Consider the following 11,986-nt stretch of genomic DNA (forward strand, 5'->3'; position numbering starts at 1 on the left):
GTATTTACGATAATTACTTTTTGATTGACAGAAAAGCACATAAATTTCCTCTGTTTTCATGGTGTATACGGTGAGAAAACAAAAGATCCGGATTACATCTTGTACAGATATCGGTAACCAGAATATTTTCATTTTTCACGCCACTTTGAAGAAGTGTCAGTTTTATGGCATTCCAGAGATACAGCCTGAATTTATCTTCCGGATAGGGAATCAGAATCTCATATTCAGATAGTTCTTTTTCGGTAAAAGAGCTTCCAAACTCCTCTGCAACGTCCCTTCCGATCTCATAACAAGGTCCGCATATAGACGGTCCGATTGCGCAAACGAGATCTTCTGGATTTGACCCATAGTTATCTTTCATTTTTTCGATGGCTTTTGCAGAAATTTTACCTTTAGTGCCTTTCCAACCCGAGTGAACCAGGCCGATAGCTCTTTTGACAGGATCAATTATATATACAGGAGGACAATCTGCGTGAAAGCTTCCGAGTATTATGCCCGGAACATTGGTTATAAGGCCGTCTATATCCGTATAATCACGAAGGCGCGCAGGACCTTTGCCTCTGTCTTCTTCTGTTACAACCTTGATGTTTGTTGTATGCGTCTGGAAAGTGCAAACAAAGTCATCAAGCGTTTTGCCGTGTCCAAGTGCATCTGCAACTAATCTGTAATTTTCATCTACAGCTTCTTTATCATCGCCCCTTGTATAGCTTAGGTTGCATTCTGAATAATATCCTTTTGAAACACCTCCAAGTCTTGTGCTAAAGAGATGATCTACCATACCAAGTTCTTCGATTTTCGGAAAAACAAGGTATTTCAGTCCGTTGTGGTCTCGAAGTTCCAAGGTTTTTTCACCGCCACAGCGCTTTATCCTAATATTGTTTTCCATAGTAAATCCTTTCCAATACTCATTTTAAATATAATCAAATGCATTCTTGATCCATTTGAACGCAAATATATTGTCTTTCTGGGAAATTGCTATTACATCGTATCTGATGGGAATATCTAAAGACTTATACTTAGAATATAAATAGAATTGTGAGACTTTGCAAATATGCTTTTGCTTTTTTATATCAACGGCCTCTTGCGGAGCGCCGAACCTGTCGTCTGTCCTGAACTTGACTTCAATAAAACACAGGTAATTTTCGTCTTTTGCGATAATATCGACTTCTCCGAACCTGCATCTGAAATTGCGATGAAGGATTACCCCTCCGTTTTCGACAATATACTTGCAGGCAAGAAGCTCTCTTGTTTCGCCAACTACTCTTTTATTCAATTATTTAAACCTCTAATGTCTTGATTTATCTTTTGCTTTAATCTTGTCCATGGCATCGACAAATACCAGAATTTCTGCCACTACTTCGTAGAGCTCGGGAGGGATCATTTCGCCGATTTCAAGGCGCGATAATGTCTCTGCCAGTTTGTCATCCTCATGAACAGGGATTTTGTTGTCCTTTGCCTGTTCAATGATCTTTTCTGCCAGCGCACCTTTACCTGATGCTATGACCTTGGGGGCTCCGTCTTCATTTGGGTCATAAGCCAGAGCCACAGCGGTTTTTACTTTTTGCTTTTCATTATTATCCGGCATTTATAATCCCTACGCCCTCGCATCAAATGATGCTGTTGAAAGGAACGGTGTTTTCATTACATCCAGCATTTCATCAACTGCCGCATCCTGTCCATCCATTTCATCGTGGAGCATCATCTTGACGCTCATGGTATAACCACGCTTTTCAAGCCTTTCATTAAGAATATGGATATTGTCATTGATAAGATCCAGTATACTCTCATCTGCCACGTAGAAATTGGTAGAAACCTTGGTATCCTTCATTTTGACATATACATCAAGAGGACCTAAATGCTCCATATCGAGGTGAAGAACGGCGCTTACTGATCCATCTTCACTGACTTTTTTGTGCTTGTTCTTATATACAAAAAGGTCTCCGTGGACATTTTGTCCGGCCATCTGCAGAGGAAGCTGAACATATTGGAACATCTGATTGAGCTGATCCATGAAATTCAAATTGTTCTGCAGGTTATTTGCTGTCTGACCAAGCTTGGACTCTGCTCCCAAATGTTGTTCAATTGCAGATGTCAGACCTTTTACCTGATTACCAAGTCTTTGATAGAGCTGTTCAACATTCTCCTTTTTCTCAACTTCACCGGGCTTTAAATGCCATTGCGCTGACATGTTGTCCTTGAGGAGCTTTGTATAGTCATTATTGGAAAAGACATTTTTCCAGGTTTGAGCAGTCTGATCAGAGGTGATATCTGATTTTTCAAAGGCTGTTGACAGCTCTTTTAAAATCTCTTTTTGCGCAGTCTCAAGTTTGGCCTGTGCTGCAGCATTATCGCCATCGGGATTTTGCTTAATCTCCTTAAGCGCATTTTCATAGTTTTTAATTGACTCTTCAGGAACTCCAAGATTCTTGAGATCTTTTATGAAACTATCAGATAGAACATTTCCATTTACTGCTGTATCAGTAGTCTGAGCTTGATTACCATCTGTTACAGCTTTCTCGCCTTGTACCTGTGCCTGTGCTGTTTCAGGATTTACAGCTTCGCCCTGCTGTGCTGTTTCAGCAGCATTTGGTAATAGAGCTTCCTCTGACGCTGCTAGAGTCTCTGAAGTAACCTGTCCTTCTTCCCCGGAAAAGAGCTTCAAAACCGACCCATAAAGGTCAAGGGCAGCCTTGTCATTCCCCGCAGCTGTAAGCTCTGAAAATGCGCCCGGAAGCTCATTCATAATGTCTTCCATGGCAGATGTAACCTGATGCTCGTAGTTTTTGTAGCTCTCAAACTGGACTAAATTGTTGTCATTGATTGGAATTCCCAGACTCTTCATCTCAACCAGGGTTGAAATTGAAGTATTTGGATAAGTAGACAGGTTTTTGTTCATTTCAAGAAGCGCATCCTTCCCAATGGGAAGTCCTGCTTCCATCATATCCTTAACCATCTGAACAGTGTCGTTATTTATTTCAATCCCGGCAGCTGTCAGAGCTTTTAAAGTACTCTGATCAATAGATGTATTCGCATAAAGAGGAGTTATTGTAACACCTGAAGAACCCGTGCTTCTAACAGAAAAATTAAGGGTTTGGCCTTCTCTAAGGCCCATTCCTTCTGAAAGCTTGGCATTTATAACATTATCACCAACGCTGATAGTGGCGATTTTCTCGCCACCTTCGCCGTCAGCTACAGACACAACCGTACCCTGGATGGTTCCACCTCTTTTTAACTCTAAAGGCTGCTCTTCAGCTTTTTGATTTCCGAAGTGTCTGCCATCAATTACGACGGTATTTTGTTGTGATACATTACTTATGACATTCATACGAAGTTTCCTATAAATGACCTTCTATGTATTTCACAGGGACCATATTCTTTTAAAGCTGCAATATGAGCTGCTGTTCCATAGCCTTTATTGGAATCAAAAGCGTACTGAGGGTACTTTTGAGCCATTTCTTTCATCAATCTGTCCCTTGTCACTTTGGCTATAATACTTGCAGCGGCTATTGATACGCTCTTTGCATCACCTTTTATAATGGATATCTGCTTATATTCCTCTAGCTGTGGTATATGAACAGCATCGATCAAAAGAGCTCCGGGCTTAACCTTTAGGCTATTTACAGCCATAGTCATGGCTTCAAAGGTTGCCTGAAGAATATTGATCTCATCAATGCGCTCGGGAGAAGAACATCCGATTCCAACAGCAAGAGCCTTCTCCATGATTTCATCATAGAGGGCCTCTCTCTTTTTTTCGGATAATTTCTTAGAATCATTTAGATATAAGATTTCTTTTTCCGGATCAAGGATAACGGCTGCAGCATAGACAGGACCGGCAAGAGGGCCTCTTCCCACCTCATCTATTCCACATAACAGGCCATAGCCTACGTTTTCTCTCTCATATTTGCTAAGTTCATAGATGCGCTCTCTCTCCTTGTTTAAGCGCTCTATTTTCTTTTGCTCAGAAGCTGAAGGCATCAGTCAACACCTCCGAAAGCAGAAAATGGATAGATCCTTATGAAAGCTTTTCCCAAAAACTCACTCTTTTTGATGCTTCCAACGGTGATATCTCTGCTGTCCATACTGTGATTTCTGTTATCTCCCATGACGAAATATTCATCGGGGCCTAGTTTTACACCGTCTATGGCCCTTCCGGGGTCTAATATAACCTCGGCACCATAATTCTCAGATAAAAGAGTATCATTAATGTAGATATTTCCATCGGTATCAACTCTAACGGTCTCACCGGGAAGTCCAATGACACGTTTGATGAAATATTGTCTGTTCCCGTATTTATAAGGGAAAATAACAATATCAAATCTTGCAGGATCAGAGAATCTGTAAGTAACCTTATCTACAAGCAGAGAATCTCCATCATGGAGAGTAGGCTCCATTGACTGTCCGCTAACTTCTGTTCTCTGAGCAACGAATGTGATAAACAGAAATGTTAGAGCAAAGATAACCAGCAGATACAAAACTGTACTTAGTATTTCTTTTAATACTTTATTCATGTCATCATCTCTTTTCCGTGCTTAGCACTTTTTATGGTCTTTCTATAGATAGTCTTCCAAGTCTTCCGTTTCTGAAATCATCTAAAATAAGTGCGGATGCTCTGTCTATATCCGGCATGGCACCTTGTTTTATCAGCTTTCTACTCTCGGCGATGGCTGAGAGATATGCGCTTAGAGGAGTTGCATACTGTTCCTCCTCAAATTTCCTTATTTGATCTTCGGTAATATTGTATTTGGACTCTATAACGCCGGGATAAAGCTCTTTTAATATCTTTATAAGTTCACATGCAAGTTCTGTTGTATCGAGGTTCTCGTCGTTCATTGAACCTATCAACGCAAGATGAAGTCCTACTGTTTCATCCTCGAACTTGGGCCAAAGGATACCGGGAGTATCAAGCAGCTGCATGTTCTTGCCAAGTGAAATCCACTGTTTACCCTTTGTAACACCGGGTTTATTACCGGTTTTGGCAGAGGATCTGCCTGATAACTTATTGATGAAAGTGGATTTTCCGACATTGGGGATTCCGGCAACCATAGCTCTTATGGGTCTGCCAACGATGCCTCTCTTTTTATCCCTCTCAATCTTCTCTGCACAGGCCTTTAAGATCAGATCTTTTACTTTACCTGCTTCGTTGCCGGTCTTGGAGTTCATTTCAAGGACAAACATGCCTTGTGACTGGTAGAGATCTCGCCACTTAGCTGTGATCTCAGGATCGGCAAGATCAGCTTTATTAAGAATGATAAGTCTGAATTTATTCTTGCCAAGCTCATCTATATCGGGATTTCTTCCTGAAGCAGGGATCCTCGCATCGGTAAGCTCAATTATTATATCGATCAGTTTGATGTTTTCCTGCATCATTCTGATGGCTTTTGTCATATGTCCGGGATACCACTGATAATTCATAAGTTAACCTTTCTTTAGTAGTGATTTAATATAGGACCACCTTGGGCATTTTCGCTTTTTAGCTTAAACCAGGCCTTTCCTACAATCATACCGGATTTAACAATACCAATATTAGCGCTTCTTGAATCTTCAGAGCTGTTTCTGTTATCGCCAAGGACAAAGTACTCTCCGCTCTGAAGCTTGATCGGATTTGCTGCTATCCCTTCATCTTCCATTTTATCATAGATATCGCTATCTTCCATCCTAATCTCATCGTTGACATAGAGATTGCCGTCTATGATCTGAACCTTTTCTCCGGGAGTTGCCACAACTCTTTTTACATAATAATGGGAATTAACATTGCCGTTTGGCAAAAACACGATAATATCGCCTGTCTTAGGACTAATTATCTTAGAAAGCGCTCTATCTACAAGTACTGCCTGTGAATTATACAGAGCAGGTTCCATGGAATCGCCGATTACCTTAACCTGCATTCCAAATGCAAAAACAAGCGCAAATGCAATGACTGTTGCAAGAATGGTTATAAACAGCCATGAAAAGATTTCACGTATAAGCTTTGAGGTTATTCTCTTTTTCTTCTGGTGAAATGTAAAAGTATTCCGTCTTGATCTCATATTTACCCCACTGCTTTATAACACGTAAAAGGGCAATTACTTAATAGTAACTGCCCTTCAAAAAACATATTATCTGGTAACAAGCTCTTTAACCTTAGCCTTCTTACCTGTAAGTCCCTTAAGGTAGTTCAGCTTAGCTCTTCTTACCTTACCTCTTCTAACAACCTCTACCTTCTCAACGATAGGTGAGTGAAGTGGCCATGTCTTCTCTACGCCAACACCGTAAGACTCTTTTCTTACTGTGAAGGTTGTACGGTTGCTACCGCCCTGGATCTTCTTGACAGTTCCCTCGAAAACCTGAACTCTTTCACGGTTTCCTTCTTTGATCTTAGCGTGTACTCTTACAGTATCACCTGTGTGGAACTGAGGCGCGTTAGCGTTCAGCTGCTCTTTCTCGAGCTCTTCGATAATAGTACTCATATCTTTTCTCCTATTCAATGGACGTTCTTAAATGTAACATTTGTACATCAGAGGACCGTCTGATTGTCACAACGCATTTTAATATAACATATAAAGCGCGTATTCGTCAACCCAAAAGATTATTTGGAGTGAATCTTTCAGGTACAAGCTCTGTAAGAGTATACTCTTTATATTCAGTTTCTGATTTTACAAGGTATATTTTAAAGTCATCCTTGCAGAATTCACTCATAACCTGTCTGCAGACTCCGCATGGCGGACAATAGTCCAGTTCTGTGGCATCCTCTTTTCCGCCTGCGATGGCAATTGCGGTAAAATCTCGTACTCCTTCACTTACTGCTTTGAAAAAAGCTGTTCTTTCGGCACAGTTTGTGGGTGTATATGAAGCATTCTCGATGTTACAACCGGTATATATCTTGCCATCAGCAGAAAGCAGTGCTGCTCCCACATTAAAATGCGAATATGGTGTGTAGCTCATTTTCCTCATGGAAAGAGCTGTTTTTACTAATTCCTGTAGCTGTGAATCCATAGTTTTTTCTTTCTTTATTACCTTGATCCCTTATCGTAAGGAATACCCTCTGCCTTAGGCGCTCTTGAGTTGGATGATGTAAATGCAAGAACGATAAGTGAGATGATATAAGGCATCATATTATATACGGAGCCCGGAATATTGAGGGCTGCCAGGAAGTCAAAGCCTGAGTAAACGTTTGACAGGGCTCTGAAGAAACCGAATAACAAAGCTGCAAGTCCAATGTTTAATGGTTTCCACTGTCCGAAGATCATAACTGCAAGTGCAAGGAATCCAAATCCGGCAACACCGACTTCGAACTTCCACTCACTTACGCCGGCTGTGATATAAACAATTCCACCGATACCTGCCAGCATACCTGAAATAAGTACGCCTGACCAGCGCATCTTGTAAACGTTGATACCAACAGAGTCAGCAGCCTGAGGATGCTCACCACAGGCCATGAGACGAAGGCCGAATCTTGTCTTGTAAAGAATGATATATGCCAGGATAAGCATTATCAAAGCAACAAGCATGAACCAGTTGAACTGGAATGATCCGAAATTAACAACAAGAGCTTTCTTACCTGCCATGTACTGTACTGTAGATGATACGTTGTCAGGGTTCTCTGCCATGTTGATGGACTTAACAATAACTGTTGCTGCTGCAGCTGCGAGCATGTTAAGAGCTGTACCTACAAGGGTCTGATCAGCCTTTAAGTTAATGCAGGCAACGGCAAGAAGTACCGAATATAAAACGCCGCAGACTATAGACGCGCCTAATACAGCAAAGAGAATAAGTGCCTTAGGGGTTGCGGGATTTATGTACTTAAGTGTCAGAGCACCACCAAGAGCTCCGATAACCATGATTCCCTCAAGTCCGAGGTTGATAACACCTGAGTGCTCAGAAAAGCATCCTCCCAGAGCTACCAGAATAAGAACTGATGCAAATAAAAGTGTGTATTGAAGAAGCAGTACCATTAGTTGTTACCTCCTTCCTCTTTATTTGCTTTAACACTTGGTTTTTGCTTTTCTCTCTCCTCTTTTGATCTCAAATAGCTGTTGAGATGAAGCTTGAAGAAAAGAACAAAACCGCAAAGGTAAATAATGATTGCAGAAATGAAATCTGAAATCTGTGAAGGATAAATATTCTTATCAAGATATGATCCTCCACTGGTAATATGCTGAATAAAGTATGATGCAAAAATGGTTCCGATAGGATCAAGTCCGCCAAGGAATGTAGCAGCGATTCCGTTAAAGCCCATGCTTGGAACGGATGACTGTGTTACTGACCACTGCTCGTATCCTGAAAGGAACAAAAATGCAGCACCAAGTCCTGCAAGAGCACCACCGATGAAAAGAGTTATGATAACGTTCTTTTTCTCTTTCATACCGCTGTATCTAGCAGCATCCTTTGCAATACCGGTTGCACGGATCTCATATCCGAATACAGTCTTGCTGAGAACGATCTTCAGCACGATTGCAATGATAACAGCTAAAGGAATGGCAATTGTTACATACTTATTGTTGGAAAAGAGCTTTTCCATTCCAAGTGATGGTAAAAGAGCGCTTGGATTGGTGCTTGCAAGCTGAACTGTATATGGGCTGGCTGTCTCTTTTACTCCTGAAAGAAGCATGTTGACTGAATAAAGTCCGATCCAGTTAAGCATGATTCCCGAAATAACTTCGTTAACGTTGAGGTAAGACTTAAGAAGTCCTACGATGATTCCGAATACACCGCCTGCTACAAATGCAGCAATGAGGCATACAATCCATGGAAGGTGAAGAGCAAGTGCACAGTAAAGAGCTGCTCCGGCGCCTGCTACATACTGTCCTGCTGCTCCGATATTGAAAAGACCGGCCTGATAGCAGAACTGGATTGAAAGAGCACACATAAGAAGTGGTGCTGCTTTAACAAGTGTATTTCCAAGGTACTTCATAGCTGCCTTGGGTGACGGATATGTAAAATAGTTTTTAAGGATTGTTATAATAGCTTCGGTTGCACCCTTTGGATTGATAATAAGAAGCGCGATATAACCTACCAAAAGACCTATTACAATGCACAATAAAGCTGCTAAAGTTGACTGAACAGCGGGCTTTGATAGGAAACTGGATTTAGTTTTGTTATTCATTATGCGCCCACCTCCTGTCTCTTAGCACCGGCCATGTAGAGACCAAGCTCTTCCGGTGTTGTCTTCTTAGGATCAAATTCTCCTACAATCTCACCCTCGTACATTACAAGGATTCTGTCTGAAACACTCATAACCTCTTCAAGCTCGAGAGAAACTAAAAGTACAGCATGTCCTTCATCTCTCTGCTTGATAAGCTGCTTATGAATGTATTCAATAGCACCTACGTCAAGACCTCTTGTAGGCTGAACTGCTATAAGAAGATTAGGATTCTTATCAATTTCTCTGGCGATAATGGCTTTCTGCTGGTTACCACCGGACATTGAACGCGCAATTGTAGACGCACCCTGACCTGATCTGATATCATACTGCTCTATGAGCTTCTCGGCGTATTTATTGATTTCAGCTTTCTTAAGGAAACCTGCCTTGGTTGAGAACTGAGGCTCAAAGTATCTCTGAAGCACAAGGTTATATGCAAGAGAATAATCAAGAACAAGACCATGTTTATGTCTGTCCTCAGGAATATGACTCATTCCACTGGTTGATCTCTCTCTTATTGATGCATGAGTTATATCTTTGCCTGAGAGTGTGATTTTTCCGCTTGTGCAGTTCTCAAGACCTGAAAGTCCGTAAACAAGCTCAGTCTGACCGTTTCCGTCGATACCTGCTATGCAGACGATCTCTCCTGCTCTGACATCGAAAGATACGTTCTTAACTGCATTATTGTGATGGAGCTTGCTGGGAACAGTCATGTTCTCAACATGAAGAATTACATCTCCTGGCTCCTTGTCTTCCTTTGTTGCAACAAGCTGCACATCACGACCAACCATCATTCTTGAGAGTTCGTCCTGATTAGTATCAGCGATGTTAACTGTTCCGATATACTTACCTCTTCTGAGTACGCTGCATCTGTCAGCAACTGCCATGATCTCGGCAAGTTTATGAGAAATGAAAAGAATTGACTTTCCTTCCTTGGAGAGATTTCTCATGATTTCCATTAGCTCATCAATCTCTGCAGGTGTAAGAACAGCTGTAGGCTCATCAAAAATAAGAATCTCATTATCTCTGTAAAGCATCTTGAGAATCTCAGTTCTCTGCTGCATACCTACTGTGATGTCTTCTATCTTGGCATCAGGATCTACCTTAAGGCCATACTTATCAGAGAGTGCAAGAATTTTCTTTCTTGCCTCATCTTTCTGTAAAAATCCATATTTGGTTGTCTCATCTCCGAGGATGATATTGTCAAGTACAGTAAAGCACTGTACAAGTTTGAAATGCTGATGAACCATTCCGATTCCAAGGTCATTAGCATCATTGGGGTTATTGATCTTAACCTCAACGCCATCCTTTTTAATGATTCCCTCTTCTGCCTGGTACAAACCAAACAGAACACTCATAAGGGTTGACTTTCCTGCTCCGTTTTCCCCAAGGAGAGCATGGATTTCGCCTTTTTTGAGCTGCACTGTAACATTATCATTAGCGATGATTCCCGGGAATCTCTTGGTAATGTTCAGCATTTCGATAGCATATTCGCTGTTTCCTGCCACCTGTTTTCCCTCCACATTATATTTTCTTATTGTCAGAAAAAAGGCCGGAAGACTATGAATCATCCGGCCCTTATTAACTTAGGGAATTAATTACTTAATGTTACCCTGGAAGTTGATCTTAGCTGTTGTAGCTGAAGGCTGCTCAGCTGAAGAATCGTTAGATACTACAACCTTACCGTTTACCATATCAGCAACGAGCTGCTTGTAATCAGCCTCAGTAAATCCGTCAGTCCAGATTGTGCTGTCAGCAAGACCTACATAGTTGAGGCTCATGTCATCAGCAGATACAAGACCAAGGTTAAGGATCTTGCCAGCGTAAGAATCCCAGTTACCATCCTTGATTGCTGTAAGAAGTGTGTTAACTGTTGCCTGAAGGCCCTTCATAGCTGAAGTTACAGTCATGCCCTTCTCGAACATTCCATCGATTGTTGCAGCCTGGTCAACGTCTACACCGATAACCTTGCCACCAACCTTAGCAGCTGCCTCACCAGCAGATGTGAAGATACCACCACCGCAAGCGAATACAACTTCTGTGCCGCCCTGGTACCATGTATCCATAGCTGCTGTGATATCAGCATCGCCGTAGAACTGGTTACCATAAGCATAGTTGATCTCTACATCAGCGCCGAGCTCAGCTGCAGCTGCGTCAGCACCCTGTACGAAACCATAACCATAACGGATAACAGCAGGAACTGCCATTCCGCCAAGGAAACCGAGCTTTGTGTAGCCCATCTTTACTGCTGCGTAACCAGCCATGTATCCGGGAAGCTCTTCCTGGTAAACTGCTGAGAATACGTTAGCAAATGTCTCATTGTTGAAGTCTGAAGAATCACCTTCAAGGTCATACTCAGAAACGTCAAGAGCAACGAACTTAACATCAGGATAAGTATCAGCTGTATCCTTGATAGCGCCTGCGAAAGCGTAACCAGGCATAACGATTACGTTGTAGCCATCAGCTACAGCCTTATCGATCATAGCCTCTCTCTCAGCATCTGAATCACCTTCAGGCTTGTAGTATGTGAAGTCAACACCATTAGCCTCACCAAATGCCTTACAAGCTTCATAAGTTGACTGGTTGAATGACTGGTCTGTGATATCGCCGTAGTCAGTAACCATAGCAACTCTCATGTCAGTTGCCTCTGCAGCAGGTGCCTCAGCTGTCTGCTCTGCAGCAGGCTCAGCAGCAACTTCTGCTGTCTGCTCTGTTGTCTCTGCAGTATCTGTTGTTGCAGCAGGAGCTGTATCGCCACATGCTACTAATGAAGATACCATTGTTGCAGCCATAAGAACTGCGAAAAGTTTCTTTTTCATAATTTCCCTCCGTTTGTAATGAAATAATAGAAACATTTATAATAAAACC

At 41.8% G+C, this 11,986-nt stretch carries 14 protein-coding genes; all 14 read right to left on the reverse strand.

From position 1 onward, the window contains the following. Positions 1-13: 13 nt before the first annotated feature. The 14 genes from pgeF to G633_RS0102450 all read right to left on the reverse strand — a co-directional run bounded on the left by pgeF (position 14) and on the right by G633_RS0102450 (position 11,937). The gene (pgeF, locus tag G633_RS0102385; RefSeq protein WP_022767112.1) at positions 14-886 is read right to left on the reverse strand and encodes a peptidoglycan editing factor PgeF; all 873 of its coding nucleotides are present in this window, start codon (positions 884-886) and stop codon (positions 14-16) included. A gap of 24 nt (positions 887-910) precedes the next feature. After that, positions 911-1,273, reverse strand: coding sequence for a YraN family protein (locus tag G633_RS0102390; RefSeq protein ID WP_022767111.1), 363 nt, complete (start codon positions 1,271-1,273; stop codon positions 911-913). A gap of 12 nt (positions 1,274-1,285) precedes the next feature. Continuing rightward, positions 1,286-1,585, reverse strand: coding sequence for an EscU/YscU/HrcU family type III secretion system export apparatus switch protein (locus G633_RS0102395; RefSeq protein ID WP_022767110.1), 300 nt, complete (start codon positions 1,583-1,585; stop codon positions 1,286-1,288). Between the two features lie 9 nt (positions 1,586-1,594). Further along, entirely contained in the window at positions 1,595-3,325 is a 1,731-nt protein-coding gene (fliK, locus tag G633_RS0102400; RefSeq protein ID WP_026518955.1) for a flagellar hook-length control protein FliK, read from the reverse strand. Then, positions 3,322-3,975, reverse strand: coding sequence for a ribonuclease HII (locus G633_RS0102405; RefSeq protein ID WP_022767108.1), 654 nt, complete (start codon positions 3,973-3,975; stop codon positions 3,322-3,324). Before G633_RS0102405 ends, fliK begins: the two co-directional genes overlap by 4 nt. Further along, on the reverse strand, positions 3,975-4,508 hold the full coding sequence (gene lepB, locus G633_RS0102410) for a signal peptidase I (protein ID WP_022767107.1): 534 nt from the start codon (positions 4,506-4,508) through the stop codon (positions 3,975-3,977). The genes G633_RS0102405 and lepB (G633_RS0102410) overlap by 1 nt, the downstream gene beginning before the upstream one ends. Before the next feature lie 31 nt (positions 4,509-4,539). Next, positions 4,540-5,412, reverse strand: coding sequence for a ribosome biogenesis GTPase YlqF (gene ylqF / locus G633_RS0102415; protein ID WP_022767106.1), 873 nt, complete (start codon positions 5,410-5,412; stop codon positions 4,540-4,542). A 14-nt stretch (positions 5,413-5,426) separates the two neighbouring features. Next, positions 5,427-6,026 carry a signal peptidase I gene (gene lepB / locus G633_RS0102420; RefSeq protein WP_022767105.1) on the reverse strand — a complete coding sequence of 200 codons (600 nt, stop codon included), beginning with the start codon at positions 6,024-6,026 and terminating at the stop codon, positions 5,427-5,429. A gap of 69 nt (positions 6,027-6,095) precedes the next feature. Continuing rightward, positions 6,096-6,446 (reverse strand): 50S ribosomal protein L19, encoded by a 351-nt coding sequence (rplS, locus tag G633_RS0102425; protein ID WP_022763985.1) that lies wholly within the window; start codon positions 6,444-6,446, stop codon positions 6,096-6,098. A gap of 106 nt (positions 6,447-6,552) precedes the next feature. After that, complete coding sequence (locus G633_RS0102430) at positions 6,553-6,990, reverse strand: cytidine deaminase (RefSeq protein WP_442852339.1); 438 nt, start codon at positions 6,988-6,990, stop codon at positions 6,553-6,555. Then, positions 6,990-7,931: an ABC transporter permease gene (locus tag G633_RS0102435; protein WP_022767103.1), complete on the reverse strand. Its 942-nt coding sequence runs from the start codon at positions 7,929-7,931 to the stop codon at positions 6,990-6,992. Before G633_RS0102435 ends, G633_RS0102430 begins: the two co-directional genes overlap by 1 nt. Next, positions 7,931-9,082, reverse strand: coding sequence for an ABC transporter permease (locus G633_RS0102440; RefSeq protein WP_022767102.1), 1,152 nt, complete (start codon positions 9,080-9,082; stop codon positions 7,931-7,933). Before G633_RS0102440 ends, G633_RS0102435 begins: the two co-directional genes overlap by 1 nt. Next, positions 9,082-10,596, reverse strand: a complete 1,515-nt coding sequence (locus G633_RS0102445) for an ABC transporter ATP-binding protein (RefSeq protein WP_026512294.1) — start codon at positions 10,594-10,596, stop codon at positions 9,082-9,084. Before G633_RS0102445 ends, G633_RS0102440 begins: the two co-directional genes overlap by 1 nt. Before the next feature lie 120 nt (positions 10,597-10,716). Beyond that, entirely contained in the window at positions 10,717-11,937 is a 1,221-nt protein-coding gene (locus G633_RS0102450; protein WP_022767100.1) for a BMP family lipoprotein, read from the reverse strand. Positions 11,938-11,986 lie beyond the last annotated feature (49 nt).

The organism is Butyrivibrio sp. FCS006, from assembly GCF_000424525.1.
Classification (GTDB): domain Bacteria; phylum Bacillota; class Clostridia; order Lachnospirales; family Lachnospiraceae; genus Butyrivibrio.

What these genes read in the sequence shown, in the direction of transcription:
- ylqF (WP_022767106.1), bottom strand. Translation starts at nt 5,412, where the DNA reads ATGAATTATCAGTGGTATCCCGGACATATGACAAAAGCCATCAGAATG.
- G633_RS0102405 (WP_022767108.1), bottom strand. Translation starts at nt 3,975, where the DNA reads ATGCCTTCAGCTTCTGAGCAAAAGAAAATAGAGCGCTTAAACAAGGAG.
- G633_RS0102435 (WP_022767103.1), bottom strand. Translation starts at nt 7,931, where the DNA reads ATGGTACTGCTTCTTCAATACACACTTTTATTTGCATCAGTTCTTATT.
- lepB (WP_022767107.1), bottom strand. Translation starts at nt 4,508, where the DNA reads ATGAATAAAGTATTAAAAGAAATACTAAGTACAGTTTTGTATCTGCTG.
- G633_RS0102440 (WP_022767102.1), bottom strand. Translation starts at nt 9,082, where the DNA reads ATGAATAACAAAACTAAATCCAGTTTCCTATCAAAGCCCGCTGTTCAG.
- rplS (WP_022763985.1), bottom strand. Translation starts at nt 6,446, where the DNA reads ATGAGTACTATTATCGAAGAGCTCGAGAAAGAGCAGCTGAACGCTAAC.
- G633_RS0102445 (WP_026512294.1), bottom strand. Translation starts at nt 10,596, where the DNA reads ATGCTGAACATTACCAAGAGATTCCCGGGAATCATCGCTAATGATAAT.
- lepB (WP_022767105.1), bottom strand. Translation starts at nt 6,026, where the DNA reads ATGAGATCAAGACGGAATACTTTTACATTTCACCAGAAGAAAAAGAGA.
- G633_RS0102395 (WP_022767110.1), bottom strand. Translation starts at nt 1,585, where the DNA reads ATGCCGGATAATAATGAAAAGCAAAAAGTAAAAACCGCTGTGGCTCTG.
- pgeF (WP_022767112.1), bottom strand. Translation starts at nt 886, where the DNA reads ATGGAAAACAATATTAGGATAAAGCGCTGTGGCGGTGAAAAAACCTTG.
- G633_RS0102450 (WP_022767100.1), bottom strand. Translation starts at nt 11,937, where the DNA reads ATGAAAAAGAAACTTTTCGCAGTTCTTATGGCTGCAACAATGGTATCT.
- fliK (WP_026518955.1), bottom strand. Translation starts at nt 3,325, where the DNA reads ATGAATGTCATAAGTAATGTATCACAACAAAATACCGTCGTAATTGAT.